Annotated in this window: 24 protein-coding genes; 7 read left to right on the top strand and 17 right to left on the bottom strand. The window is 65.5% G+C overall.

Translation table 11 applies throughout. The features are described from left to right. Positions 1-8: 8 nt before the first annotated feature. The 7 genes from QTI66_RS23510 to QTI66_RS23480 all read right to left on the bottom strand — a co-directional run bounded on the left by QTI66_RS23510 (position 9) and on the right by QTI66_RS23480 (position 7,774). A complete protein-coding gene (locus tag QTI66_RS23510) occupies positions 9-1,805 on the bottom strand; it encodes a TRAP transporter large permease (RefSeq protein WP_286562493.1) in 1,797 nt (598 codons plus the stop codon). A gap of 323 nt (positions 1,806-2,128) precedes the next feature. Further along, entirely contained in the window at positions 2,129-3,145 is a 1,017-nt protein-coding gene (locus QTI66_RS23505) for a TRAP transporter substrate-binding protein (RefSeq protein ID WP_286562380.1), read from the bottom strand. A gap of 43 nt (positions 3,146-3,188) precedes the next feature. Beyond that, the gene (locus QTI66_RS23500; RefSeq protein ID WP_286562379.1) at positions 3,189-4,778 is read right to left on the bottom strand and encodes an acyl-CoA synthetase; all 1,590 of its coding nucleotides are present in this window, start codon (positions 4,776-4,778) and stop codon (positions 3,189-3,191) included. After that, positions 4,775-5,944, bottom strand: a complete 1,170-nt coding sequence (locus QTI66_RS23495) for an acetyl-CoA acetyltransferase (RefSeq protein WP_286562377.1) — start codon at positions 5,942-5,944, stop codon at positions 4,775-4,777. The genes QTI66_RS23500 and QTI66_RS23495 overlap by 4 nt, the downstream gene beginning before the upstream one ends. A gap of 44 nt (positions 5,945-5,988) precedes the next feature. Beyond that, the gene (locus QTI66_RS23490; protein ID WP_286562375.1) at positions 5,989-6,795 is read right to left on the bottom strand and encodes an SDR family NAD(P)-dependent oxidoreductase; all 807 of its coding nucleotides are present in this window, start codon (positions 6,793-6,795) and stop codon (positions 5,989-5,991) included. 36 nt (positions 6,796-6,831) lie between these two features. Beyond that, positions 6,832-7,230 carry a PPC domain-containing DNA-binding protein gene (locus tag QTI66_RS23485; protein WP_286562374.1) on the bottom strand — a complete coding sequence of 133 codons (399 nt, stop codon included), beginning with the start codon at positions 7,228-7,230 and terminating at the stop codon, positions 6,832-6,834. After that, entirely contained in the window at positions 7,223-7,774 is a 552-nt protein-coding gene (locus QTI66_RS23480) for a PCC domain-containing protein (RefSeq protein WP_286562373.1), read from the bottom strand. The genes QTI66_RS23485 and QTI66_RS23480 overlap by 8 nt, the downstream gene beginning before the upstream one ends. Positions 7,775-7,913: 139 nt before the next feature. On the opposite strand from QTI66_RS23480, the gene QTI66_RS23475 reads away from it, so the two are divergent. Then, positions 7,914-8,804 (top strand): LysR family transcriptional regulator, encoded by an 891-nt coding sequence (locus QTI66_RS23475; protein ID WP_286562372.1) that lies wholly within the window; start codon positions 7,914-7,916, stop codon positions 8,802-8,804. Between the two features lie 46 nt (positions 8,805-8,850). Here the strand turns inward: QTI66_RS23475 and QTI66_RS23470 are convergent, their stop codons facing one another. The 5 genes from QTI66_RS23470 to glmS all read right to left on the bottom strand — a co-directional run bounded on the left by QTI66_RS23470 (position 8,851) and on the right by glmS (position 14,320). Continuing rightward, positions 8,851-9,189 (bottom strand): VOC family protein, encoded by a 339-nt coding sequence (locus QTI66_RS23470; RefSeq protein WP_286562370.1) that lies wholly within the window; start codon positions 9,187-9,189, stop codon positions 8,851-8,853. A 152-nt stretch (positions 9,190-9,341) separates the two neighbouring features. Next, entirely contained in the window at positions 9,342-10,037 is a 696-nt protein-coding gene (locus QTI66_RS23465) for an SCO family protein (protein WP_286562369.1), read from the bottom strand. A 203-nt stretch (positions 10,038-10,240) separates the two neighbouring features. After that, a complete protein-coding gene (locus QTI66_RS23460; protein ID WP_286562367.1) occupies positions 10,241-10,423 on the bottom strand; it encodes a hypothetical protein in 183 nt (60 codons plus the stop codon). Between the two features lie 180 nt (positions 10,424-10,603). Then, positions 10,604-12,187 (bottom strand): MFS transporter, encoded by a 1,584-nt coding sequence (locus tag QTI66_RS23455; RefSeq protein ID WP_286562365.1) that lies wholly within the window; start codon positions 12,185-12,187, stop codon positions 10,604-10,606. Between the two features lie 252 nt (positions 12,188-12,439). Next, positions 12,440-14,320 (bottom strand): glutamine--fructose-6-phosphate transaminase (isomerizing), encoded by a 1,881-nt coding sequence (glmS, locus tag QTI66_RS23450; protein WP_286562363.1) that lies wholly within the window; start codon positions 14,318-14,320, stop codon positions 12,440-12,442. Positions 14,321-14,462: 142 nt separating this feature from the next. On the opposite strand from glmS, the gene QTI66_RS23445 reads away from it, so the two are divergent. Next, a complete protein-coding gene (locus QTI66_RS23445) occupies positions 14,463-14,954 on the top strand; it encodes an Lrp/AsnC family transcriptional regulator (RefSeq protein ID WP_286562361.1) in 492 nt (163 codons plus the stop codon). A gap of 6 nt (positions 14,955-14,960) precedes the next feature. Here QTI66_RS23445 and glmU read toward each other — a convergent pair whose 3' ends face one another. After that, positions 14,961-16,373, bottom strand: coding sequence for a bifunctional UDP-N-acetylglucosamine diphosphorylase/glucosamine-1-phosphate N-acetyltransferase GlmU (glmU, locus tag QTI66_RS23440; RefSeq protein ID WP_286562360.1), 1,413 nt, complete (start codon positions 16,371-16,373; stop codon positions 14,961-14,963). 253 nt (positions 16,374-16,626) lie between these two features. Here glmU and QTI66_RS23435 point away from each other — a divergent pair, with 253 nt between their 5' ends. Continuing rightward, the gene (locus QTI66_RS23435) at positions 16,627-17,556 is read left to right on the top strand and encodes a glycosyltransferase family protein (RefSeq protein ID WP_286562358.1); all 930 of its coding nucleotides are present in this window, start codon (positions 16,627-16,629) and stop codon (positions 17,554-17,556) included. Positions 17,557-17,656: 100 nt separating this feature from the next. On the opposite strand, the gene QTI66_RS23430 is transcribed toward QTI66_RS23435, so the two are convergent. Continuing rightward, on the bottom strand, positions 17,657-18,970 hold the full coding sequence (locus QTI66_RS23430) for a polysaccharide biosynthesis protein (RefSeq protein WP_286562356.1): 1,314 nt from the start codon (positions 18,968-18,970) through the stop codon (positions 17,657-17,659). Between the two features lie 98 nt (positions 18,971-19,068). Continuing rightward, positions 19,069-19,839 (bottom strand): Crp/Fnr family transcriptional regulator, encoded by a 771-nt coding sequence (locus tag QTI66_RS23425; RefSeq protein WP_444815039.1) that lies wholly within the window; start codon positions 19,837-19,839, stop codon positions 19,069-19,071. 102 nt (positions 19,840-19,941) lie between these two features. Here QTI66_RS23425 and QTI66_RS23420 point away from each other — a divergent pair, with 102 nt between their 5' ends. After that, positions 19,942-20,340, top strand: a complete 399-nt coding sequence (locus QTI66_RS23420; RefSeq protein WP_286562355.1) for a BLUF domain-containing protein — start codon at positions 19,942-19,944, stop codon at positions 20,338-20,340. Between the two features lie 31 nt (positions 20,341-20,371). Here QTI66_RS23420 and QTI66_RS23415 read toward each other — a convergent pair whose 3' ends face one another. Further along, entirely contained in the window at positions 20,372-20,677 is a 306-nt protein-coding gene (locus QTI66_RS23415) for a DUF2917 domain-containing protein (protein ID WP_286562354.1), read from the bottom strand. A gap of 127 nt (positions 20,678-20,804) precedes the next feature. Between QTI66_RS23415 and QTI66_RS23410 the strand changes: the two genes are divergently transcribed. Then, the gene (locus QTI66_RS23410) at positions 20,805-21,785 is read left to right on the top strand and encodes a LysR substrate-binding domain-containing protein (protein ID WP_286562353.1); all 981 of its coding nucleotides are present in this window, start codon (positions 20,805-20,807) and stop codon (positions 21,783-21,785) included. Positions 21,786-21,857: 72 nt separating this feature from the next. On the opposite strand, the gene QTI66_RS23405 is transcribed toward QTI66_RS23410, so the two are convergent. Further along, positions 21,858-22,475 (bottom strand): 5-formyltetrahydrofolate cyclo-ligase, encoded by a 618-nt coding sequence (locus QTI66_RS23405; protein ID WP_286562351.1) that lies wholly within the window; start codon positions 22,473-22,475, stop codon positions 21,858-21,860. Between the two features lie 9 nt (positions 22,476-22,484). Here QTI66_RS23405 and QTI66_RS23400 point away from each other — a divergent pair, with 9 nt between their 5' ends. Together QTI66_RS23400 and QTI66_RS23395 are read left to right on the top strand one after the other, a co-directional pair. Then, a complete protein-coding gene (locus QTI66_RS23400) occupies positions 22,485-24,479 on the top strand; it encodes a lytic transglycosylase domain-containing protein (protein WP_444815038.1) in 1,995 nt (664 codons plus the stop codon). Beyond that, positions 24,476-25,015, top strand: coding sequence for an MgtC/SapB family protein (locus tag QTI66_RS23395; RefSeq protein ID WP_286562349.1), 540 nt, complete (start codon positions 24,476-24,478; stop codon positions 25,013-25,015). Before QTI66_RS23400 ends, QTI66_RS23395 begins: the two co-directional genes overlap by 4 nt. Positions 25,016-25,020 lie beyond the last annotated feature (5 nt).

Genomic DNA, 25,020 nt, shown 5'->3' with positions numbered 1-25,020 from the left:
CGCCGGCTTCAAAGGAAACCGATCGACAACCACGGCACCGCCGCGACCACGATCGTGCCGACCAGCAGCGCGAGCATGTACGCGATGATGGGACGAATGCCCTTGTCGGGATGGATCCGCCCGATGGCGCATGCCGCGTAGTAGCCCACGCCCAGCGGCGGAGCGAACAAGCCCAGGCCCATCGACAGCACGACCACCATCGAGTAGTGCACCTCGTGGATGCCGAGCTGGCGCGCAATCGGGAACAGCAGCGGCCCGAAGAGCACGATGGCCGGAATGCCCTCGAGCACCGAGCCGAGAATCACGAAGGTGACCAGCGAGACGGCCAGGAACATCGGCGCACCGCCCGGCAAGCCGCCCATGATCTGCGCCAGCGAACTGGAGAAGCCCGACTGGGTCAGTCCCCAGGCCATGGCCGTCGCGGTGCCGATGATCAGCAGGATGGCGCCCGACAGCGAAGCGGTCGCCACCAGCATCGGCCCGACGCGCTTCCAGTCGAACTGGCGATACACCAGCAGGCCCGACAACACCGCGTAGACGATGCCGATGGTCGAGACCTCGGTGGCCGTGGCCACGCCTTCGACCACCGCCGCACGGATGATGAAAGGCAAGGCCAATGCAGGCACCGCGATCGCCGCCAGCTTGCCCACCTGTGCCCACGAGGGGCGCACCACATGGCTCAGATCCTCGCCCCGGGCACGGAACCAGACCACGACACACAGCGTGAGCCCCAGCACCACCGCAGGCAGCAGGCCGCCGGTGAACAGCGCCGCGATCGAGACGCCCGTCACCGAGCCGATGGTGATCAGCACCAGGCTCGGTGGCACGGTTTCGGTCTGCGCACCGGTGGCCGACAGCAGCGCCACCAGGTCGCCTTCGCTGGCGCCCCGGTTCTTCATCTCAGGAAAGAGCGCGGGCGCCACCGCGGCCATGTCGGCGGCCTTGGAGCCCGAGATGCCGGAGACAAGGTACATCGCCCCGACCAGCACGAACTGCAGGCCGCCGCGCACATGGCCCAGCAAGCCAGCGAGGAAGGCGATCATGGCCTTGGCCATGCCCGTCATCTCGATGAGCAACCCGAGAAACACGAAGAGCGGCACGGCCAGCAGGATCAGGTGCGACATGCCTTCGTCCATGCGGCCGACGATTACCGGCAGCGCGGTGTCTGTTCCGAGTGCCAGGTAGCCGAAGGTGCCGAGCCCGAACGCAAAGGCAATGGGAATGCCGCTGAACACGCTCGCAGCCACCACGCCCACGAAGAAGATCAACAGGTTCAATCGGCCCAGGTCCTGGAACACGCCGTGGCCGAGCGCAAACGCGCCGACCAGAATCGCGACGATGGCCACGGCCTTCGTGCTCGTGCGCCATTGCCCATCCTTGAACAGGCGCAGCACCGAGAACAACATCATCAACACGATGCCGACCGGCAGTGCGCCGGCCCGCCAGGCATTCGAGATTTCAAGAGCCGGCGTGGTGATGAAGCGTTCTTCCGACGCGTATTCCCACGCCGGCCACGCCACCATCGCCAGGAAGGCGAGCGACGCGCACACGCTGATGGAATCGAACAACTGCTGGCGCGCGGGCGTCTGCCGCGAGACCACCGCCGTCATGCGCATGTGCTCGCCGCGCCGAAGGGCCACGACGGCGCCGAGCATCGCCAGCCAGATGAACAGCATCGAGGCGAGTTCGTCAGACCAGATGAGCGGCTTGTGGAACACGAAGCGCGCCACGACGCCGGCCAGCAACACGGCGATGTCCGCCAGCACGAGCCCGCCCGCAACGAATTCAACGGCGCGACCCAGCATGCGGTCCAGGCGAGCGGCCGGCGAAGCAGGGTTCACCGACGACGACGCCTGCAGGCCGTGGCCGTGCGCGTGCAGAGGGGCCGCTTCCGTGGCAGGCCCGGTGTCTGGCTGGACCTTACGTCCAGCCCGCGTGGGGTGGGTCACAGCGGAAGCTCTCGCCCCCACGCTTGGCACTTCGTGTCCTTCGCTGCCCCCCGAGGGGGTGCGAGCTTGCTCGGGGCGGCCCGTCACGGCGAAAGCTGTCGCCCCCACGCTTGGCACTTCGTGTCCTTCGCTGCCCCCCGAGGGGGCGCGAGCTTGCTCGGGGCGGCCCGTCACGGCGCTCATGCCAGCTTGCCGACAGAACGCTCTAGCAGAGCCCAAGCCTCGTCGCCATACTTGCCCTTCCACTCCGCGTAGAAGCCAGCCTTGCGAAGTTGGTCGCGGAAGGCGGCGGCGTCCGGCTGGTTGAAGGTCATGCCCTTGGTGGCCAGTTCCTTTTGAAGCCCGGCATTGAGCAGCGCAACGTCGTCGCGCTCCTTGAGGGCGGCCCCATTGATGTGCTTGGCAACGATGGTCCGCAGGTCGGCAGGCAGCTTCTCCCAGGCCTTGCGGCTGGCCAGGAACCAGAAGCCGTCCCACATGTGGTTGGACAGCGAGCAGTACTTCTGCACTTCGAAGAGCTTGGCCGTCGAGATGATCGCCAGCGGGTTCTCCTGGCCGTCGACGATTTTCGTCTGCAGCGCGGAATACACCTCTGCAAAGTTGATGGACGCAGGCGCCGCGTCGAGCGCCTTGAACATCGAGGTCCACAGCGGCGACACCGGCACGCGGATCTTGAAGCCCTTCAGGTCCGCAGGCGTCGCGATCGGCTTGCTCGACGAAGTGATCTGGCGGAACCCGTTGTCCCAGATCTTGTCCATCGGCACGATGCCGGCCTTGGTGATCTGCGCGCGGATGTAGGCGCCCAGGTCGCCATCCATGGCCTTCCACACGCTGGGGTAGTCGTTGAAGGCAAAGCCCACGCCGCTGATCGACGCGGCCGGCACGAGCGTCGACAGGATCAGGCCCGACAAGGTGAAGAACTCCACGCCGCCCGAACGCAGCTGGCTGAGCACGTCGGTGTCGGAGCCGAGCTGGTTGTTCGGGAAGATCTGGATGTCGACGCGACCGTTGGTCTCGGTGCGGATGGCGTCGGCCATTTCCTTGGCACGCAGGTTCATCGGGTGCGTGACCGGCAGGTTGTTCGCGTACTTGTAGGTGAACTCGGCCTTGGTCTGCGAGAAGGCACTGGTCAGCGGGGCTGCGACAACGGCGGCGGCAGCGGCGCTGCGAAGAAGGGTGCGTCGTGAAATGGTCATGTCTTGTCTCCGTTATGGGGGTGTGTGGCGATGGATATCGGGCTCAGCCGAGAACGGCTGGTTGCAGTTCGCCGCGCTCGATGAGGCGAGTGCGGATGTCTTTCTTCGTGACCTTTCCGTAACCGGACTTGGGCAACGAGTCCCAGAAGAGAAAGTGACGCGGCCAGCGGTACTTGGCGCAGCGCCCGTCCAGGTGCGCGAGCAATTCCTCGGCGGTGAGGCCGGATTGGCTCGCGACGATGACTGCGACGCCGATCTCGCCCCACTTCTCGTCGGGCATGCCGAGCACGGCAACCTCGGCCACGCCCGGATGCATGAGCAGCACTTCTTCCACTTCGCGCGGGTACACGTTGGAGCCGCCCGAGATGTACATGTCGGACTCGCGGCCCGTGATGTAGAGCAGGCCCCTTTCGTCCACGCGGCCGAGGTCGCCGGTGTGGAACCAGCCACAGCGCAAGGCCTTGGCCGTGGCTTCGGGGTTGTTGAAGTAGCCAGCGAAGACCGCCGGGCCGCGGCAGCAGATTTCGCCGACCGTGCCGGTTGGCACCGGCTGCATCTGTTCGTCGAGGATGGCAACCTGCATGCCGGTGCGCGGGCGTCCGCAGGAGCCGACGTTGGCGTTCGGATCCGCATCTTCCGCCGAGTGCATGGAGGGCGGCAGCACCGTGATGCAACCCGTCACCTCGCCCAGGCCGAAGTACTGCACCAGCACCTTGCCGAGCTTCTGCAACGCGCGCTTCTGGTCGGCGCGGTACATGGGCGCACCGGCGTAGATCATGTAGCGCAGCGAGCTGTGGTCGTAGCGGTCCACAGCCGGGTCTTCCACCAGCATCTTGACGATGGTCGGCACCGTGAAGACGTTGCTCACGCGGTGCTCTTCAACCAGTTGCCAGAAGACCTCGGGCTCGAGCTTGTCCGAAGGCAACAGCACGGTGGCAGCGCCGCGTGCGACGTTGAGCAGGGCGTGGATGCCGGCCCCATGCGACAACGGTGCGACCGCGATGGAGCGATCGTTCTCGTCGGTGCCGGGAATCAGGTCGGCCAGGTGGTTGGTGACCACGAAAGCCATCTGGCCGTGGGTCAGCATCGCAGCCTTCGGGCGGCCGGTGGTGCCGGAGGTGTAGAAGTACCAGAGGGGGGTGTCGGCTTCGACTTCGGCTGCGTCGTGTGGCGCACCGAGGTTGTCGGCGACCAGACTTTCATAGTTGATCTCGCCGTCGCGTGCCTTGCCGATCGTGACGACGTGCTGCAGAAGCGAAGAAGCTTCTTTCACCGCATCGACGTGGCCGGCGAAGCAGTCCTCGGCCAGCATCACGGTCGCTTCGCTGGAGCTGCCAAGGTAGGCGATCTCTGGCGGCGTGAGACGGAAGTTGGTCGGCACCCAGACCGCGCCAAGGCGGAAGGCAGCCCAGCAGCTCTCGAACAGGGCCGCGTTGTTGCGCGACTGCACGAGCATCTTGTCGCCGGCTTTCATGCCGAGCGAGCGAAGGCCTTGCACCAGTGCGTTGACGCGCGCATCGATCTCGCGCCACGTCCAGACGCGCTCGCCGTGGATCAGCCCCGCGCGCTCCGGGAACAGCGCCGCCGTCTGCGAGAGCAGCGACGCGAGGTTCGCGACCTGATGGTGGCTCACACAGCCTCCAGAACGCTCAGGTAGTTCGCCACCGCCGCCCCACCCATGTTGAACACCGCGCCGAGCTTCGGATTGCCGACCTGCATGTCGCCGGCCGTGCCGGACAGTTGCATGGCGGCCATGACGTGTTGCGACACGCCGGTGGCGCCGATCGGATGGCCGCGCGACTTCAGTCCGCCCGAGAGGTTGACGGGCAGCTTGCCGTCGCGGCGCGTCACGCCGTCGAGGATGACGCGTGCGCCCTGGCCGTGCGGTGCCAGGCCCATGGCTTCGTACTCGAGCAGTTCGGCCACGGTGAAGCAGTCGTGCGTCTCGACAAAACCCAGGTCATCGAGCTTGGCCTGCGCTGCGTCCATTCCTCGTTGCCATGCGAGGGCTGCACCCTCGAAGCGCGTCGGATCGCGGCGCGACAGCGGCAGAAACTCATTGACCTGCGTGCGCGAACGCCAGCGAATCGGCGTCACCGTGGCGTTGCCATTCGGATCGGCCGAGATGACCAAGGCAGCGGCGCCATCGGACACGAGCGAGCAGTCCGAGCGCTTGAGCGGTCCGGCGACGAACGGGTTCTTGTCCGATGCGTTGCGGCAGAAGTCGAAGCCCAAGTCACGGCGCATGTGCGCATAGGGGTTGTGCATGCCATTGGCGTGGTTCTTCGCGGCGATGGAGGCGAGCGCGTCGCTCTGGTCGCCGAAGCGCTCGAAATAGCTGCTCGCGATCTTGCCGAACACGCCGGCGAAACCGGAGGGCGTCGTGCCTTCTTCCTTGACGTAGGAGCAACGCAGCAGCGTCTCCGCAACCTTCGGCGTGGAGACCGCGTTCATGATCTCGAAGCCCACCACCAGCGCGCGCTTGACGCGCCCGGCCTGCACGGCATCCAGCGCCGCCCAGATGGCGGAGGAACCCGTTGCGCATGCATTCTCGGTGCGCGTGGCAGGCACGTGGCGCAGCTCGGGGAAGGCCAGCGCGACCAGCGAGCTGGTGAAGTCCTGCGGAAGAAATCCACCGTTGAAATGCCCGACGAAAATGCCGTCGATGTCGCTCGCTTGCAGGCCAGCTGTTTGCAATGCCGGCTCGACGGCCTCGCGGATGAGTTGCTCCGGCTCGGCGGCGTCGAGCTTGCCGAAGCGCGTGTGGCCCCAGCCGATGATGTGCGGTTGCTGTGTCATGTCTTGGTTCCTTGGGTGCAGATAAGTGATCGGGTGAGGCCGGGTCAGGCGGCGATCGGCTCGGCTTCGGTCTTGCGCAGGCGCAGCGTGGGCAGGCCGACGCCCGCCGCGTCGAAGCCACCGTCAACGGCCACGACCTGGCCGTTGACGAAGCTCGCCTCCGGGCTGCACAGGAAGCCGATGACGTTGGCCATCTCATCCGTGGTGCCATAGCGGTTCAGGGGAATCGCGTCGTAGTAGTCGGAGCGGATCGCCACGCTGTGCACGAGCTTGGCCATCTCGGTCTCGACCGGGCCGGGGGCAATGACGTTCACGCGCACGCCGGCATCGCCGAGTTCGACGGCATGCTGCTTCGTCATGTGAATGAGCGCCGCCTTGCTGGTGCCATAGGCCACGCGCAGCGTGCTGGCGCGAAGACCCGAGATCGAGGCCACGTTGACAATGGCGCCGCCGCCGTTCTTCGCCATCACGGCGCCAAAGGCCTGCGTGCAAAGGAATGCGCCGTCGAGATTCGTCGCCATCACCTCGCGCCATTCCTTGAACGACGTTTCCAGCACCGGCTTGAAGACGGCCACGCCGGCGTTGTTGACCAGCGCGTCGACACGGCCGAAGCGGCCGATGATGGCGGTCACGGCGCGGTCGACCTGCGAAGGATCGGACACGTCGCAATGGACGCCGACCACGTCGTCGGGGCGTGCGATCTCGGTGATCGCGCTGTCGAGCGTGGCCGTGTCGCGGTCGAGCAGCACGACCTTGTAGTCGTGGCGAAGAAACCATTCGCCGACAGCGCGGCCGATGCCCCGGGCACCTCCGGTGACGACGGCGATGCGGGCTTGTGTTGGGGTGCTCATGATGATGTGTGTCTTTGTTGGGGTTGAAAAAGGAAATCAGGATTCGGTAGCCGGCAGCCACTCTTCGAGCGTCACCTCGAACGTCACGCAGACCGGGTTCGCACCGGGCACAAAGGGCCCGCCATAGACCAGGCCGTCGGCATCGACGACAACGCCGGTCAGCGACGCTTGCAGTGAACCATCCGGCTGGGCGCGGACCTCGCCGGCCAGGCTCACGATCTCGGCGGCGGGGCCGCGGATCACCAGGCAGGAGCCGTCGGAATTGGAGAGGCAGGCATCGACCAGGCTGCCCAGCGCACCACGCACGAAGGCGTTGCGAAAGCCCTGGGCCAGGCAGAGCTTTTCAACGCTCTGCACCAGGTCCTCGTTGGGGGCAATGCGGCCATAAGCCACGCGGCCCATCTGGCCGCTTTCGACCGTGCGAATGTCAGGCATGCTGGATCTCCGATTGGGGGCGCATGAGGGGCATGTGGGTTTCTTCGTCGTAGCTGATGCGCAGGTCGAAGCCGTCGAGGGACGTCGCAACGACCATGACTGGATGCGCACCGACGATGCATTGCTCGGTCAGCAAATGGCCGCCGCGCACCTTGCCGTCCGCCATGCGAAAGACCGCGTGGCAATGCACGACCGGTGCGCCTGAAGGGGACTTGCCCAGCGTGGCGTTGCCGAAGATGAAGCGTGCGCCGCGCACCGACTGCGGCTTGGTATATGCAGCGACCACCCGCTTGGTGACGTCGGCGCGTGCCAGGCAGAAGCTCAGCGCGTCGAGGTCGCCGTCGATCAGCGTCATCGAAGCGTTCTGCACGTCGACGCTGGCCAACGCATCGACGATGCCGTCGTAGAGCGAGGAGCCCGATGGAAGCGCAAGACGGAAGTGGCGGCCCTGGCCGGCACACAGCGTTTCGATGCGCACGGCGCCGAAGGGGCCGGGATGGACAAAGGTCCGGGACCGGGGCGGGCCCGGCATGCGATCTGACATGGGTCTTGTCTCCTGCTGCTACTTGTGGAAGCTTTCCCGGCAACGCGTGGTTTGCATGTCCGGTATGGATGCAGTCTAGGTTCGCACTTTGATTTAAAGAAATTTAGAATTCAGATCGATCGATACAAAGGGCAAATAGATGGACATGCGTCACCTGCGCTGTTTCGTGGCCGTTTCCGAAGAGCTGCACTTCGGGCGCGCGGCCGAACGACTGCACCTCACACAGCCGCCCGTGAGCCTGGCGATCAAGGAACTCGAAGAGGAGTTGGGCGTCACTTTGCTGGAGCGAACCTCGCGCCGCATCGCCCTCACCCGCGCCGGTGAAGACGCACTGCGCGACGCACGCGCCGTGCTCGCCGCGGCCGACACCATGCGCAAGCGTGCACGCGAGGCGGCGCAGGGCCTGATGGGCACGCTTTCGCTGGGCTTCATCAGCCTGCCCGCCTATTCCTTCCTGCCGCCCACGATGCGCAGCTTCACCGAGGACTACCAGCGCGTGAAGATCTCGCTGCAGGAAGGCACGACCGACCAGATCATTCACGACGTCGAAAGCGGCGGGCTCGACGTGGGATTGGTGTTTCGCACGCCCGACCTGCCGGCGGCCTTGAACACGCGGCTGGTTCACACCGAGCCGTTGGTGGTGGCATTGCCCGCGTCGCACCCGATGGCGGGCGGTACGCGAATCGCGCTGGAAAAGCTATCGAACGAACGCTTCCTGGGCTTCGAGCGGCATCAGGGCCCGATGATGTTCGACGCCATCGTTGCCACCTGCATGCGCCACGGCTTCAGCCCGCAACTGTTTCCAGCCAGGCAGATGCACACCATCGTCAGTCTGGTGTCCGGCGGCATCGGCGTGGCGCTGGTGCCCGGCAGCGTGCAGGCCCTGCACCGCGAAGGCGTGGTCTATCGCAGCATGAAGGGCGAGAAGACGGTGGTCGAGACCGTCGCCGTCTGGCGCAAGTCGGACGATTCACCGCTGGTGAAGGCGCTGCTGTCGTACCTGCCGAAGATTCCGCAGCGCGGGGGATGAAGGAGGTCGTGCGCCCGCTATCGGCAACGCGACTGCCGTCGCGATGTCACGCCTTCCGACGGAACGCGAGGTGATAGCCGTTGCAGTCGCGCACGCCGAACTCCCGTGTGCCGTAGTCCATGTCCTGGAGCGGCCACGCGATCGTCGCCTTGTTCTTGACGGCGTCGAAATAACCGTCCACGTCCGCGATGGCGAAATAGACCGTCCCCGAGAAAACCGGCGGCGACTTCCACAGGTCGTCCGGCGTGAAGATCAGGGTGCAATCCTCCTTGGCGACCGTCAGAATGCCTTGCGCGGGATCGGAGGTGGTGAATCCGAGCACGTCCCGGTAATGCGCCCTCGTCGCTTCGAGGTCGTCGCATCGCAGCAGCAGCGTGAGTGGCATGGCGGCTTCCGATTGAAGAATGAGCAGCGTCGCGGGCGACTCTAGCTGGCCTGTGTCGGCGAGCGCAAGGTGCCCGGGCGCCTGTGCCCCGTCTGCCAGCCTGCCATGTAGCCGTGGCTCGCCCGCCCAACAGCGGTCGTGAGTGACGAACGTTAGGCCCGCGCCAGATCCATGGCCTGCATCACCTGGTCGGCAGACGGATCCAGGGCCGTCACCACCCTGAGGAAGCCGCGCGGATCGACCACGAAGACGCGGTTCAGGTGTTCGGCCGCGTTGACCGAGCGGGACTCGATGCTGAACTCGGCAAGCAGCTTCTCCGTCTCCCGTACTGAAGGAACGCCGGCCGTCCAAAGCGCGCCTTGCGCACTGAACTTCCCCAACCAATCGGACAACACCTTCGGATCGTCACCCAGCGCATCGATGCTGATCGACAGCAAACGATGGTCGCGGGGCTTGCCGGACAGCAGCCTGTCCTGCAGGGCCGCAAAGAGCGCGCCTTGCGTCAGGCAGGTCGTACCGCAGCCTGTGAACATGAGCTGCACGGCCGTTACCCGCCCGTCGAGGAGCGAGCGCAGATCAGACGATCCGCCGCGGGCCATGCGAAGCGCGATGCGCGCGAGCGGCCGCGTGGGCTGCACCATCGTCTGCCTCGACGGAGTGCTCCCTGGCGCCGGCGGCGAGTGACCGGGATGAGCCGTCGCAAGCTTCGGCGCGCCAATAGCGACCATCGCCACGCATGGCAGCGCTGCCAGAAAGGCCCTTCGCCCCGGAGCTTGCAGGTGACCGGAACGCGTCATGGGCTGGCCCGGCGAATCCCGTTCGCCCTCGCGGCGCTGCTCGCCGTCCAAACATGGCGCATTGCTGCTCTCCTCTCGTCTTGATGTGATCAGGGGATGAGGGCGAACGGTAAGGCAGCGGCGAGGCGAGGCGTTAGCCGGATTCGGCACACCGTCAAATCACAGCGTCAAATGGTGAAATCCTCCGCGACCCAAGGCACGCAGGGCCGGCCGCGATTGCGCGCCTCAGCCTGCAAGGACAGGAATCGTCGCCCCTATTCGCACTGGCTTGCGATATGTTGCGCTTGGGCCGCAAGCTGCTTTGGACTGAGTTCGCGTATTTCGATGCGCGCAAGTTGGGCGCGGATCTCGCTCGCTGCTTCGGCATCGCCATTCACCTGCGCCTCCTCCAGGCGCTGTTGTAGCAGGGTCACGGTCGGATGCTGGCGTTTCGTCATCGGTGGCTTCTTGGCGCAGGGGAAAGTACAAAACAAATGTAACGACGCGTTACATTCTTGACCTCCTCAAAATTGGGGAGGCCGGGACGAGCCACGCGAAGCGATCACACAGCTTGCCCTGCGTCCCGCGAGCGCACATTGCCCTGAACGCCCGGACAAGACCAAACCCGCCTTCCTGCCTCACCGCACCGCGATGTAGTGCTGGGTCGTCACCGCCTCGCTCTCTTCCAGGAATTCGCGCACGCGGCGTTCAAGCTCCTGGTCCGCCAGCGTGGCCCGTGCGCGCTGATGCAAATAGTCGGCCCAGGACGCGACGATGAAGCGCTCCAGGTAGAGCGACGGATCGCCCAAGTCGCGGTACACACGCCACATGATGGCGCCATCGCGTCTTCGCGAAGCGCGCAGTTGTGTCACCGCACGCAGGAACTCGTCGGCTTCGCCGGCGCGGATGTGATAGCTCAGTTCCACGGCCACCGGGCCATCGTCCGGAAGCGGCTGCTCCTTGATGTACATGTCTTCCCAGAACGCGACAGGCGTGATCTCCGGCCCTTCCCCCATGCGCAGCGGAAACCAGCGGGCGAGCAGGATGCCCGCCGTCATGGCCAGGGCGGCGAGGATCAGCGCAACCGTCAGCCCGGCCACGCCGGAGACCACGCCCCAGAACGCCGAGCCGATGGCGAACGAGCCCAGCGCGCTGAGGGTGTGCAACGCGACGGCACGAGACCGGACCCACGGCGGGGTGCTGGACTGGGTCGCCGTGTTGAAGGTGGCCATCACCGCCATCCATGCGGCGCCCCCGATGGCCAATGCCACGAAGACCACGGCGGGGATGCGCACGAGCGCCGCGACGAGCATCACGCTGGCGAACACCAGGCAGCCCGTCGCGACCAGTCGCTCCAAGCCCAGGCGTGCGCGCAGCTTGCCAAGCACCAACCCGGTGGCGACCGCGCCCGTTCCCAGGCAGCCCATCAGAAAGCCGAAACCCGTGGCGCCCAGTTGCAGCTGCTGTGCCGCGATAGCCGGCAGCAGAGCCCACAACGCCGAACCCGTTCCGCTGTAGGCGATGGTGCGCAATAGTTGCGCCAGGATCACTGGGGAATGCCGCGCATAGCGCAGGCCGGCGAGCGTGCCGCTCCACAGGCGCTCGGGCGGCAGCAGCGACTTCGCATGTGGGGCGGGCGGCCAGCGCCGCACCGCCAACATCAACGCCCCGGCGCTCATCACCGCCATGGCGAACACCCACCCCGCACCCTGCCAAGCGAAGACGAAGCCGGCAATCGATGGTCCGAGCGCGCGTGCGCTGTTCCATGCAATCGACATGGCCGTGATGGCTTGCGGCATTTCCGCGCGGGGCACCGTGTCCGCGAGGCTTGTGTTCCAGGCGGGCGACAGCAGCGCCGTGCAGCAGCCTGCGGCGAAGGTGAACGCCAGCAGCGTCGCGGGCCCCGCCCACCCCAACACCGCGAGCAGCGACAAGATCAGGAGGACGCCCACCTGGACGCGCAGCGCATTGAGAATGAGCCGCCGTCGATCCATGGTGTCGGCCAGCACCCCCGCCGGCATCGCGAGCAGGAACATCGGAAAGAACACGGCCGTCTGCACCAGGGCCGCCAGGAAAGAGGAGCTTGTCAGCTCCACCATCAGCCAAGAAGCCGCCATGACCTGCATGGCATTTCCCGTGAAATAGATGGCGCTGCCGGCCCAGAGGCCCCGGAAACTGGGCAGGCGCAAAGGAGCCCACAGCGAATGGGAAGAAGAGGTCATCGAAGCCTGCTCAAGGTGGAAACGCGCGCGCTGCACATCGCAGCAGACGTCATGGTCCCGATCAAGGCGCCTATCCTATTGTGTGCGGAGGTCGTCGCGGGCGAAACCTCCCATACGAGGGACACACGGGCGTTGCGTACCTCAGGCGCTGATGCGCCCGAAGGCAATGGCGTTCGAAGACTGGCTACTGCCCGTCAAGATTGGCCGCCGCACGCACCCGCGCGTGCGGCGGCGGCGGCGGCGGTTGAGTGCTTACTCCACCGTCACCGACTTGGCCAGGTTCCGGGGCTTGTCCACATCCGTCCCACGCGCGCACGCCGTGTGATACGCCAGCAGCTGCAGCGGTACCACGTGCAGCAGCGGGCTCAGCGCACCGTAGTGCTCCGGCATGCGAATGACGTGAATGCCATCGCTGCTCTCGATGTGCGTGTCCGCATCGGCCAGCACGTACAGCACGCCACCGCGGGCACGCACTTCCTGCAGGTTGCTCTTGAGCTTTTCCAGCAGGGCATCGTTCGGCGCCACGGTGACCACCGGCATTTCGCTGGTGACAAGCGCCAGCGGGCCGTGCTTGAGTTCGCCGGCGGCATAGGCCTCGGCGTGGATGTAGGTCACTTCCTTGAGCTTGAGCGCGCCTTCGAGCGCGATCGGGTAGTGCAGGCCGCGACCGAGGAAGAGCGCGTTTTCCTTGCGTGCAAAGTCTTCCGACCAGCTGATGATCTGCGGCTCCAGCGCCAGCACCGATTGCAGTGCGACGGGCAGGTGGCGCATCTGCTTGATGTGCATCGCCTCGTCTTCTGCGCTCAGGCGTCCCTTGGCTTGGGCCAGCGCCAACGTAAGCAGGAACAAACCCGCCAGCTGCGTGGTGAAGGCCTTGGTCGATGCCACGCCGATCTCGACGCCAGCGCGCGTGATGTAGGCCAGCTTGCACTCTCGCACCATCGCGCTGGTCGACACGTTGCAGATCGTCAGCGTCCGCTCCATGCCCATGCTGCGGGCATGCTTGAGGGCCGCCAGCGTGTCGGCCGTTTCGCCCGATTGCGAGATGGTGACCACCAGCGTCCGGGGGTTCGGCACCGATTCGCGGTAGCGGTATTCGCTCGCGATCTCGACTTGGGTCGGGATCTTCGCAATCGATTCGAGCCAGTACTTGGCCGTGCAGCCGCTGTAGTAGCTCGTGCCGCAGGCAAGGATGAGCACGTTGTCGATGTCCTGGAACACGCGGTGCGCGCTGGCCTTCGTGGCGCCGTCGCTCGACAGGCCGTCGAACAATTCGGGAGCGATGCCTTCGATGCCTTCGAGCGTGTCGGCAATGGCGCGCGGCTGCTCGAAGATTTCTTTCTGCATGTAGTGGCGGTAAGGGCCGAGTTCGGCCGCCCCGCTGTGCGCGTGCACGGTGCGCACCGGGCGCGTCACGCTCTTGTGCGCGCGGTCGACAATCCAGTACTTGCCCGGCTGGATGTCGACCACGTCGCCTTCTTCAAGGTAGACGATCTGGTCCGTCACGCCGGCCAGCGCCATGGCGTCGCTCGCCAGGAAGTTTTCTTCGCCACCCTTGCCCACGCCCAGGATGAGGGGTGAACCCGCGCGCGCACCAACGACGCGATGCGGCTCGTCACGGCAGATGGCGGCAATGGCGTAGGCGCCTTGCAACTGTTGCACCGTGGCCTTCACGGCTTCGAACAGATCGCCGTCGTAGTGGCTGTCGATGAGGTGGACGATGACTTCGGTGTCCGTCTGGCTCGAGAACACATAGCCGCGCGCCTGCAGCGCCGCGCGCAGGGGTTCGTGATTTTCGATGATGCCGTTGTGCACGATGGCCACGCGCGGCGGCTTGTCGCTGTCGACCGGCGCGTTCGGGCCGTGGCTGAAATGGGGATGTGCGTTGTGCACTGCAGGTGCACCGTGCGTGGCCCAGCGCGTGTGCGCAATACCGGTGAGCCCTTCGACCTTGTCGTCGCGCACCTGGTCGACGAGGTCGGCCACGCGGGAGGTCGTGCGCGTGCGGGTCAATGCGCCCGCATGGACTGCCACGCCACAGGAGTCATAGCCGCGGTATTCAAGGCGTTGCAGACCCTGGACGAGGACCGGGACGATATTGCGATGGGAGGCTGCGCCAACGATGCCGCACATGGGATGTCTTTCGAAGTACTTTTGGGGAAGGCGGTGATGGTAGGCCGCCGGCCGCGAACAATGCTTTCTCTTTCGTGGTCGTTTCGGAATAAAATTTCAGCATGAGGTTGAATTTTTCATTTATTCCGTTTTTTTAAGATCCATGGAATCTTTGATCATCGACGTGATCGATTTGCGCCTATTGGACGCACTTCAGGAAGACGCGTCCAGAACAAATCAGCAACTTGCGCAACTGGTTCACGTGTCTCCGCCTACTTGCCTGCGCCGGGTGCAGCGTCTGCGGCAGTCGGGAGTCATCGAGCGTCAGGTGGCCATCCTGTCACCCGACAAGTTGGCGCCCCTGGTCGGGCACGGCATCCAGGCGGTGGTCGAGGTGTCGCTGGACCGACAGGGGGCGGAAGCGCTCGACGCCTTCGAGGCGCGCGTCATCGCCGATGAGTCGGTGCAACAGTGCTACCGCGTCTCGCCCGGGCCCGATTTCGTCCTCATCGTTGGCGCACGCGACATGCCCGGTTATCTCGAGCTCGCCCAGCGCCTGTTCACGGCAGACGCCAATGTGCGCAACGTGAAGGCCTTCTTCAGCGTCAAGCGGGCGAAGTTCCAGTCCAGGGTGCAGCTTCCGCCGCAACCTTGAAGTCCGTCAGGGCTTCTTCTTGACCGGACGCAGCCAGTTCGGAAAGCTCACCTGCCGGGCGCGCGCCACCGTCAGGCCGCCCGGCTCGGTGCTCTTGCTCACCGTCGATCCACCGCCCACCGTGCCACCCGCGCCGATGGTGACGGGCGCGATCAGCACGCAGTTGCTGCCCACGTGCACGTCATCGCCGATGATGGTGCGGTGCTTGTTGGCGCCGTCGTAGTTCGCCGTGATGCTGCCCGCGCCGTAGTTGACGCGCGCACCGACCGTGGCGTCGCCCAGGTAGGCCAGGTGGTTGGCCTTGGCCCCGGCCGCCAGGGTCGAATTCTTGACCTCGACGAAGTTGCCGATGTGCACCTCGGCCCCCAGGCGGGCGCCGGGACGCAGCCGCGCGAACGGCCCCACGAGCGAGGCCGGCCCCACCGTCACGCCAGCTTTTTCGCCGTCGATGTGCGTGAAGGGATGAATCACGGCGCCGGCTTCGATGCGCGCATTGGCAATCACGCAATTGGCGCCGATGCGAACACCCGCGCCCAGGGACACGGCGCCTTCAAAGACGCAGTTGACGTCGATTTCAACGTCGGCCTCGCAGGCCAATGTTCCGCGCAGGTCGAAGCGTGACGGATCCGCCATGCGAACGCCTTGCTTGAGCAAGGCGTCGGCCTGCCGCCGCTGGAAGGCACGCTCCAGTTGCGCCAACTGGGCGGGGTCGTTGACGCCCGCCACCTGCAGCGCGTCGTCGGTGCGATAGGCCACGACCGAGACCCCGTCGACCGTCGCGAAGCGGACGATGTCGGTCAGGTAGAACTCGCCTTGGGCGTTCTTGTTGTCCAGCCGCGCGAGCCAGGGCTTGAGCAGCCGGGCGGGCACGGCCATCACGCCGCTGTACACCTCGCGGATCCCGCGCTGGGCGGGCGTCGCGTCCTTGTGCTCGACGATGGCCTGCACGGCCTCGCCGTCGCGCACGATGCGCCCGTAACCCGTCGGGTCGTCGAAATCGATGGTCAAGAGGGCCATGTGGCGGCCGGCGCTGGCGGCAATCAGGCCCTTGAGCGTGTCTTCGCCGATGAGGGGCACGTCACCCGACAGGATCACGACCGTGCCGTCATCGGGCAGGTGCGATTGCGCCTTCTGCACGGCGTGCCCGGTGCCCAACTGGGGCATCTGGCGGGCGAATTCGATGGGTTTGTCCGTGGGCCCACCCAGGGCCGCTTCCACTTCGTTGGCGCCGTGGCCGGTGATGACCACCACCTTGCGCGCATGAATCCGCATGGCGGTGTCGATCACATGCGACACCAGCGCGCGGCCTGCCAGGCGGTGCAGCACCTTGGGCAGGCTGCTTTTCATGCGGGTGCCCTTGCCGGCTGCCATCACGACGACGTCAACGGGGCCGTCGATTTCTTGGGGAATGGGTGCCATTCGTTTCTGTTCCAGATCTGTTTCGCAAACTGGCGGGAATTATCGATGCGCCTGCGCTGTCATTCCGGGCGCGACGCTTGCTTGAACGCACAAACCCTTCGGAACTCGCCGCCGGGTCAACAAAACTCGCCAAAAACGGGCCCTGACCGTGCGTAACTTGATGTTTACCTCCGTAACTTCATGTAGCCATGAGGCAGATTTGATTACACTGGCCCGCTACCCGAGCCGCGGCATCCATGGTCAAACGCACTTGATGAAAACGACACTTTGCACCCTGTTCGAGGGCCACTACCACTACGGCGTGGCAGCGCTGGCCAATTCGCTCGCAGCGTCCCGATATGCCGGCGAGTTGTGGGCAGGATATCGGGGCGACCTGGCGCAGTGGATCGTCACGTCCCCTTCCTTCGACGCGACAACCGGGCGCCTTGGCATCACCGACGAATTCAGCATCTGCTTCGTCAAGCTCGAGACGCCCATGTTCTTCGCTTACTACAAGCCCGCCTTCATGCTGCGCGTGCTCGAAGACCTGTCCCCCGACTGCGACACCGTCGCTTATGTGGACCCGGACATCGTGGTCAAGTGCGGCTGGTCCGACATCGAATGCTGGTTCTCCGGCGGCATCGGCATCATTGAAGACATCAACTGGTCCCTGCCCCCGCGCCACCCCAAGCGCCTCATGTGGGCGGACTGGTTTGCCAATCGGGGAGTTCGTGTCTGCCGGGAGCTCGCGCACTATTTCAACTCGGGCTTCCTGAGCGTGCCACGCCAGTACGCCGACTTCCTGCCGCTGTGGAGTCACCTCTGCGAGCATGTGCTGGAGTACAACGACGGCCTCAAGCACATCAAGAGCGGGCATGCGCACGACATGTTCCACTCGACCGACCAGGACGCGATGAACTTCGCGCTCATGGCGCACCACGCACCACTGAACGCTGCCGGTCCCGAGGCCATGGACTTTCAGCAGGGCGGTTACTACTTCTCGCACGCCATCGGGTCAAACAAGCCCTGGCTGGGCCGGCACATCCGCCGGGCCCTGAAGGGGCGGCCGCCCACGCCTGCCACCAAGGCGTACTACCAATATGCCAACCAGCCGATTCGCATCTATTCGGACCTGCACTTCGCGCTGCGGCGCATGAGCTTGGGCGTGGCCGCAGCCATAGGGCGCTTCTACCGCAAATCCTAGAAATTCGAGCGGAAACAAGGAGACGCTGCTTCCGTCGTCGCCCGGTTCATGAGGCATCACTGAAGCCGCCCCAACGAGGGGCTTGTTCGACGACGTCTCCTCAGTCAGCCTTGGGCTGACTCGCCTCAGTTGCCACGTCGGCAGGCTCCTTGCGCCAGCCGGGCAAACTGGCGATCAACATGCCGTACTGGTAGGCAAAGTGCGTGCAGCTCGTGACGAGGTTGAAGGCCAGCACCAGCTTGAGGTTGTCGACGCCCACCAGCGCAACAAAAACGATCTGCACCAGGATCACGAGGGGAATCGTGACCCATTGCCTCTGCGTGGCGCCGCGAACGGCCAGCGTGCGAAATGCAAAACCCGCCGCGCTCATGAGGATGGAGGACACGACCACCATCCAGAGGTACGGCTCCATGCTGGCGTACTGGCGTCCGAGCAGCAGCATCCAGTAGTGCGGCCAGGCCACGGCGGTGGCCAGTACCATGAACATCATGACCAGGTAGGCACCGTGGATGCGCGTGAGGCGCGAGACAAAGCGCGCTCCCGCCGGCGAACGCGCCAGGGCCGGAAACAACAACATGTTGGTGACGCGGTCGAACACCGTCAGCACCAGCGCCAGCCGGCCAAAGGCACCCACCTCGGCCATCATGTCCGTCGTTCCGAAGATGGAGACGATCAGCACCGTGATGACACCCTGCACATGAAAGAAGATGGCCGAGGGCACCAGCGGCAGCGCCACGCGCAAGGCCTCGCGGTCGACGACGCGGCATTCGTCGGCGTTCAGGCGCCAGTCTTCGATGCCGTGGCGCGCGAACGCCCGCTTCAGAAGCTGAACCGACACTGCAAGGGCCAGCACCGTCGCCGCGAACAATGCCGGCACCGACCACGCTGCCAGCGGCAAGAGCAGCACCGCGCCCACCAGCGAAAAGCGCACCGTGTGCGAGGCAAACGCAATGCGGTTGAGCGAAGGGATGTGCCGCATGATGAGCAGCACCACGTGCAGGAAGCTCTCGCGCAGCGTGAGCAGGACCACCCCCAGCATCAGCAGCCCCGAGACCCAATGCGGCGCGCTGTGCCAGTGATGCTCCTGCGAGGTGTAGAACCAGTAGGGCAACACGATCACGACGCCGGCGGACATGAGCATCCACCGCCGCCTGAAGATCTGATGGCACACGCCCACCACCCAATGCTGGTCGCTGGCGCGCTGGCCCACCACGGGCAGGACGCAATGCGACAGTCCCAATTCGCTGATGCCCGCCATGAGGGTGACGCATGCCAGCACAAACGTGTAGATCGCGTACTGCTCCTTGGGCAGCACATTGACGATGAGCAGGCCAGACACCCCGCCCATCGCCACCCCGAATGTTTCGACGCCACTGACCATTGCAATCTGGCGTAGTCGGGCAATGAGGCTCATGAAGGAGTGGGCGCTGGTATCGCGAGTGATATGGCAAATGCCGCCCCGACAATAAGCGAAGCCACCGCCATCCAGCCCCGCAGCGCGGGCGAAAGCCCCTAGATCAGTGGCATAGGCCGCACAGGCCGTTCGAAATAGTCGCCCAGCGTCTCCAGGGCCTGCGGGTCGAGGATGCGCAGCCAGCCACTGTCGATCCGGTGCAGGCCCTGTCGCGCCAGGCTGCGCAAGGTCTTGTTGGTGTGCACCAGCGACAAACCCAACGCATCCGCAATGTGCTGCTGGTTGAAAGGAAACTCGACCCAGCCCTCCCGCTCCATGCCCACGCGCTGTGCGCGGCGGTAAAGGTGCATCAAGAGCATCGCCACGCGTTCGGAGGCGTTGCGCCGGCCGGTGCTGACCAGGTTGTCGTCCACGATTTTTTCCTCGCGCGCGGCCAGCCAGGTGATGTCGTAGCCCAGCTTCGGTTGCGAGCGGAACAGTTCCCACAGTTCACCGCGCTCGAAGGCGCACAGCGAAACGTCGGTGGCCGCCTCCACGCCATGCGTCTGGCCATCCGCGAACTCGTCCTGCAGCCCCAAGAAGTCGCCCGGCAGCAGAAAGCTGAGAATCTGCCGGCGTCCGTCGCTCAAGGTCTTGTAGCGGAATGCCCATCCCGAATAAAGCGTGAACAGCTGACGGCTGGCACGGTGCTCATCGATGATGGCGCGGCCCGCCTTGACGACGCGGGCACCTTTGCGAAAGGACTCGATGGCCTCGCGCTCCGCGCGCGAAACGGGAAGGAACTCCCCGCTCGCACGCAGCAGGCAGTGCGCGCACGGGTTCTCGACTTGCGGTGGCGCGACGGCGGCCAGTGGTTCCCCGGACTTCACGCGCCCACTATAGGCGCGCGGGGCGGCCGGGAAGTGTCTTTTCACATTTCACGATGCTGAAGCGCTTCATAGACTTTCCCGGCCATCACTCTTTCGACCTGCATGCCCGAGTCTCTCTACGAAGTCATTTACGGCAGCGTCATCGCCCCCCATGAAACGCCGGCCGTGGTTCCAGCCATTCTTGCCCGCGCGCGCGCCGCGAACGCCGCCAACGGCATCACCGGACTTCTGGTTTTTGATGGAATGCGCTTCTTGCAGCACATCGAAGGGCCACCGGCCAACGTGGGGCGCCTTTGGGAGCGCATTGCCAGCGACCCGCGTCACACCGACGTCCGGGTGATCTACCGCGGCGTGCTGGCGCAGCGGCGGTACAAGAGATTCGAGATGGGTTTTGCGGAACCGCCCGAAACCGAGGACGTGGACAGCCTCGGCGGGCTGATGGGAGAAGCGGCGCTGCAGCGATTCCTGGCGCTGCGCGCGCAGTTCGACATTCAGGGCTGAGCCGGCACGGGGTCGGCCCATCGCCCGGATGTCAGGCAGCGTCCCAGGTGTAGGTCACGCCGTAGCTGTCCCACGGCTCCATCACGAGACGCTCGCCCTTGGCCAGCGTGAGCGACTCGCCCGGGCCGAGCACGATGTCTTCGCTGCCCCATTGCGGACTGGCGTCGCGCGTGATCCACACACGGCCCTGGCGGATCTTGAGCACGCTGCGGGAACCGGCGCGCAATGTCATGGCCTGCTTGGCCGCGAGCTGCCATGCGCCACGGCGCACGGCCGGGGGCACCGGCAGGGGCCGGGTCAGGGCGGGAATCGAGGAAGCGGTGCAGGTGGCAGACATGAGGTACTCCTTGGTACGTAGCTGCGAAAGGCAATAGCGCGTTTCGGGAATGAATGATCTCGCCGACCGCCTTCCCGGTCCAATGAAAACGCGGTAGCCTAATGATTCCGTTTCCGCATCAATGCCCATGCAGCACTCCCAGACCCACCTGCGCTCCCGGCCCATTTCTGCGGGGCACCTGCGCGCCTTCGAGGCCGTGGCCCGCCACCTGAACTTCCGTGCTGCGTCGGAGGAGATGGCGCTCACGCAGTCGGCGGTGAGCCGGCAGATCCAGTCGCTGGAGGAAGAAGTCGGCGTGTCGCTGTTCCTGCGCCACACGCGCGCCGTGGAACTCACGAGCGCAGGCGCGCAACTGTTGCTCGCCGTACAGCAATCGCTTCCGCGCATCGACGGCGCGGTGCGGCAGATCCGCCAGAGCGCCGGCCGCAAGAGCGTGGCGCTGACCACCTTTGCGTCTTTTGCCTCGATGTGGCTCATTCCGCGCCTGGAGGCCTTTCAGCGCGACAACCCCGACATCGACATCCGCATCGACGCAAGCGACGTCGCGGTCGACCTGGACGTGGCGGACGTGGACATTGCCCTGCGCTACGGCCCCGCGACGAACATGCCAGCCGATGCGGTGCGCCTGTTTGGCGAAACGCTCACGCCGGTGGCGAGTCCCTGGCTCATCAAGAGCAATCCGTCGATCCAGAAGCCGGAGGACATTGCGCAGTTCACGCTCATCGAGGCCGGCGACGCGCACCGCACGCACCTCGAATGGCTCACTTGGCGGCGCTGGTTCGAACGCAACGGCATGGGCCGCCAGCAACCCAAGCGCTGGCTCTATTTCAATTACGCCTATCAGATGGTGCAGGCGGCGCTCACCGGCCAGGGCGTGGTGCTGGCTCGCAGCTCACTCGTGTCGGACAGCCTGGCCAACGGCGACTTGGTTGAAGTGCTGCCGACCAGTCGAATGGATTCGCCCATGTCCTATTGGCTGCTGACCGGACCGCGCAGTGGCATGCGGTCCGAGGTGCGCGCTTTTTCCGATTGGCTGGAAGCGCAGGCGCAGCTCACGCGCACCACCATTGGCGAGGTGCCTGATCCCGATCTGGTCGACCTCGACTAAGCAGGCCCTGATCAGATCCGCTGCGAAGGCGCGCTGCGCGGACTGCGGATCAGCGGTCTCTGCAACCCAAGCTCAGCCGGCGGGCCAGACGACGCCTTCGTCGTTCAGCATGGCGTCCAGGGGCAGATCGTGCGCCTCCGGCTCGAAGTTCTCCACGAGGCCGTTGGAGAAGCCCAGGCCCACCGTGAACGGGCGAGGCTCCAGCGCGGCCAGCGTGCGGTCATAGAAACCGCCGCCGTAGCCCAGGCGGTAGCCGCCGGCGCTGTAGCCCACGCAAGGCACGAACAGCAGCGTCGGCACGATCAGTTCGGTGTCCTTGGGCTTGGGAATGTCGTAGGCGTCTTCTTCCATCGGACATCCCGGATACCAGGCGTGAAAAGTCAGCGTCTTGTGTTGCCGGTTCATGACCGGCAGGCCAATTCGGCGTTGCGTGGGATTTCCCTGCAATTCGCCGTCTTCTTTCCACCGATGCAACGCCGGCAAGGGGTCGAATTCACCTTTGATCGGCCAATAAGCGCCAATGACCGTATCTGGCCGGCCCACCAGCCAGATGCGCATCACCCGCTGCAACAAGTTTGCGCGCACTTGTCGATCCGGCATTTGCAGGCGCTGCTCAACAAGAGCACTACGCAACTGTTTCTTGAGAAATGTGGCGGTGGCCGAGGTATCGGCGCCCTGTGGTTTGTCCATAATCCCCCGATGCTGTTTCGACGTATTTTTGCACCTCGCGGCGCAACCCTTTTTACCCTGTTATTGACCGGCGCGCTGACGCAATCCGCATTGGCGCAAGCCTCTGGCGATGATGCCGTGCTGCAAATGAAGCAGGCATTCCAGCGCGGCGACAAGGCACGGCTCACCACCCTGCTGCCCCAAGCCCGAGGCAGCGTGCTCGAACCCTGGGCCGCCTACTGGGAATTGAAGGCCCGCCTGCCCGAAGCCAGCTCCGGCGAGGTGCAGGACTTTTTGGCCCGCTACCCCGGCACCTACCAGGAAGACCGGATGCGCAACGACTGGCTTCTTCAGCTCGGCAAGATGCGCGACTGGAACAGCTTTCTTGCCATGCACCCCGGCTACCGCATGGGCGATGACCGCGAAGTCAACTGCTACGCCGTGCTGGCCGCGGCCTCGAGCAGTGGCAGCGTCACAAAGGCACAGGCCGACGAAGTGCGCCGCAGCTGGCTGGCGCAGCGCGAAGCCGACGACGGCTGCCTCACCGCCGCCGACCGCATGATCGCCGCGCAGGTGATGTCGCCGAACGACGCCTGGAAGAAGGCGCGGCTGGCCATCGAGGCGAACCGCCCCCGCGCCGCACGCGACGCCATCAACCTCGTGGCGCCTGACGCCGTGCCGCTGTTCGACGAAGTCAACGCCAGCGCGCCCAAGTTCCTCGCCGGCCGTGCGGTGGTCGCCGCCAAGTCGCGCAAGGAAATGGTGGTGCTCGCGCTCGTCAAGATCGCCATTGCCGATCCCGACATGGCTGCCCAGCAGCTGGAAAACAAGTGGGGCCCCATGCTCAGCGCCGAGGAGCGCAACTGGTTGTGGGGAGCCATCGGGCGGCAGGCCGCCAACAAGCTCTCCCCGATGGCGCCGGGCTACTTTGCCAACGTCACCAAGAGCAGCGACCTGAGCGACGACATGCTGGCGTGGAAGGCGCGCTCGGCTCTGCGCATGGGCCAGTGGAAGGAAGTGCAGGCGTCCATCGACGCCATGAGCGACGACGCGCAACAAGACCCGACCTGGGTCTACTGGAAGGCACGGGCACTCGCCAACTACGGCGGCGACGAGCGGCGTGCGCAGGCTGGCGCGCTGTACCAGAGCATTGCAGGCACCCGCGGCTTCTACGAACTGCTTGCACTCGAGGAACTCGGCCAGCCCGCCGTGGTGCCGACGCGTCCCGCGCCGCTCACCGCTGAGGAAAAGGGCGCCGCCCGCCAAAACCCCGCGCTCAACCGTGCGCTCTACGCCATCGCCATCGGCCTTCGGCCCGAAGGCACGCGCGAGTGGAACTACGCCACCAACCTGCACACCAAGGGCGGCATGAACGACCGCGAGTTGCTTGCCGCCGCCGACTTTGCCTGCCAGCGCGAGGTGTGGGACCGCTGCATCAACACAAGTGAACGCACCAAGGGGGTGATCGACGTGGAGCAGCGCTTCCCCATGCCCTACCACGACACGGTGGTGCGCAAGAGCCGCGAGATCGGCCTCGATCCGGCCTACGTCTACGGGCTCATCCGGCAGGAAAGCCGCTTCATCATGGATGCGCGCTCCGGTGTCGGCGCTTCGGGCCTGATGCAGGTCATGCCCGCCACCGCGAAATGGACGGCCCGCAAGATCGGCATGTCCGACTTCTCGCCCAACCAGATCAACGACCGCGAAACCAACATCACCATCGGCACCAACTACCTGAAGCTCGCACTCGACGACTTCGACGGCTCCATGCCGCTGGCCGCCGCGGCCTACAACGCCGGCCCGGGCCGGCCGCGCTCGTGGCGCAACGGCCCGACCATGGAAGCTGCCATCTGGGCCGAGAACGTTCCGTTTACGGAAACGCGCGACTACGTCAAGAAGGTGCTGGCCAACACCACCAACTACGCCGCGCTGCTGAGCGGGAAGCCGCAGTCGATCAAGGCGCGCCTGGGCAATGTCGGCCCGCGCGACGAACGCATTCCCGAGGTCAACAAGGATCTGCCTTGAGCAGTGGGTGGAACGCCGTCGCCGAGACGGTCGCCAGCGAGTTCTCCGACGTGGGCGATGTCGCCCAGCTCACGCGTATCGTGTTGCGCCTGCTGCTCGCGGCCGTGCTCGGCTTCGCGCTGGGCTTCGAGCGTGAGACGCAAGGCAAGGCGGCGGGCACGCGCACCCACATGCTGGTGGCCATCGGCTCGGCCCTCTTCGTGCTCGTGCCGCAGCAGGCCGGCATCCAGCCGGCCGACATGAGCCGCGTCATCCAGGGACTGGTGGCCGGCGTGGGCTTCCTTTGTGCGGGCGCCATCCTCAAGCACGGCAAGGACGAACAAAGCGTGCAAGGCCTGACCACTGCCGCCGGCCTGTGGATGACGGCGGCCATCGGCCTGGCGTGCGGGTTGGGCCGCGAGGTCACGGCCATTGTCAGCGCGCTGCTGGCGCTGGCCGTTCTGGCGCTGGTGCCCGCCATCTCGGACGGACTGCGAGCCATGCTGGGTCAGCCGCGCAAGACAGACGACGACCACAGCGGCGATCCGAAGCGCTGACGAGC

The organism is Variovorax brevis, assembly GCF_030317105.1.
GTDB lineage: Bacteria > Pseudomonadota > Gammaproteobacteria > Burkholderiales > Burkholderiaceae_C > Variovorax > Variovorax brevis.
This window is presented reverse-complemented; position numbering and strand designations above follow the sequence as displayed.

What these genes read in the sequence shown, in the direction of transcription:
- QTI66_RS23405 (WP_286562351.1), bottom strand. Translation starts at nt 22,475, where the DNA reads ATGGACAAACCACAGGGCGCCGATACCTCGGCCACCGCCACATTTCTC.
- QTI66_RS23475 (WP_286562372.1), top strand. Translation starts at nt 7,914, where the DNA reads ATGGACATGCGTCACCTGCGCTGTTTCGTGGCCGTTTCCGAAGAGCTG.
- QTI66_RS23445 (WP_286562361.1), top strand. Translation starts at nt 14,463, where the DNA reads ATGGAATCTTTGATCATCGACGTGATCGATTTGCGCCTATTGGACGCA.
- QTI66_RS23430 (WP_286562356.1), bottom strand. Translation starts at nt 18,970, where the DNA reads ATGAGCCTCATTGCCCGACTACGCCAGATTGCAATGGTCAGTGGCGTC.
- glmS (WP_286562363.1), bottom strand. Translation starts at nt 14,320, where the DNA reads ATGTGCGGCATCGTTGGCGCAGCCTCCCATCGCAATATCGTCCCGGTC.
- QTI66_RS23505 (WP_286562380.1), bottom strand. Translation starts at nt 3,145, where the DNA reads ATGACCATTTCACGACGCACCCTTCTTCGCAGCGCCGCTGCCGCCGCC.
- QTI66_RS23490 (WP_286562375.1), bottom strand. Translation starts at nt 6,795, where the DNA reads ATGAGCACCCCAACACAAGCCCGCATCGCCGTCGTCACCGGAGGTGCC.
- glmU (WP_286562360.1), bottom strand. Translation starts at nt 16,373, where the DNA reads ATGGCACCCATTCCCCAAGAAATCGACGGCCCCGTTGACGTCGTCGTG.
- QTI66_RS23400 (WP_444815038.1), top strand. Translation starts at nt 22,485, where the DNA reads ATGCTGTTTCGACGTATTTTTGCACCTCGCGGCGCAACCCTTTTTACC.
- QTI66_RS23455 (WP_286562365.1), bottom strand. Translation starts at nt 12,187, where the DNA reads ATGACCTCTTCTTCCCATTCGCTGTGGGCTCCTTTGCGCCTGCCCAGT.
- QTI66_RS23415 (WP_286562354.1), bottom strand. Translation starts at nt 20,677, where the DNA reads ATGTCTGCCACCTGCACCGCTTCCTCGATTCCCGCCCTGACCCGGCCC.
- QTI66_RS23510 (WP_286562493.1), bottom strand. Translation starts at nt 1,805, where the DNA reads ATGCTGGGTCGCGCCGTTGAATTCGTTGCGGGCGGGCTCGTGCTGGCG.
- QTI66_RS23480 (WP_286562373.1), bottom strand. Translation starts at nt 7,774, where the DNA reads ATGTCAGATCGCATGCCGGGCCCGCCCCGGTCCCGGACCTTTGTCCAT.
- QTI66_RS23420 (WP_286562355.1), top strand. Translation starts at nt 19,942, where the DNA reads ATGCCCGAGTCTCTCTACGAAGTCATTTACGGCAGCGTCATCGCCCCC.
- QTI66_RS23485 (WP_286562374.1), bottom strand. Translation starts at nt 7,230, where the DNA reads ATGCCTGACATTCGCACGGTCGAAAGCGGCCAGATGGGCCGCGTGGCT.
- QTI66_RS23470 (WP_286562370.1), bottom strand. Translation starts at nt 9,189, where the DNA reads ATGCCACTCACGCTGCTGCTGCGATGCGACGACCTCGAAGCGACGAGG.
- QTI66_RS23435 (WP_286562358.1), top strand. Translation starts at nt 16,627, where the DNA reads ATGAAAACGACACTTTGCACCCTGTTCGAGGGCCACTACCACTACGGC.
- QTI66_RS23495 (WP_286562377.1), bottom strand. Translation starts at nt 5,944, where the DNA reads ATGACACAGCAACCGCACATCATCGGCTGGGGCCACACGCGCTTCGGC.
- QTI66_RS23410 (WP_286562353.1), top strand. Translation starts at nt 20,805, where the DNA reads ATGCAGCACTCCCAGACCCACCTGCGCTCCCGGCCCATTTCTGCGGGG.
- QTI66_RS23460 (WP_286562367.1), bottom strand. Translation starts at nt 10,423, where the DNA reads ATGACGAAACGCCAGCATCCGACCGTGACCCTGCTACAACAGCGCCTG.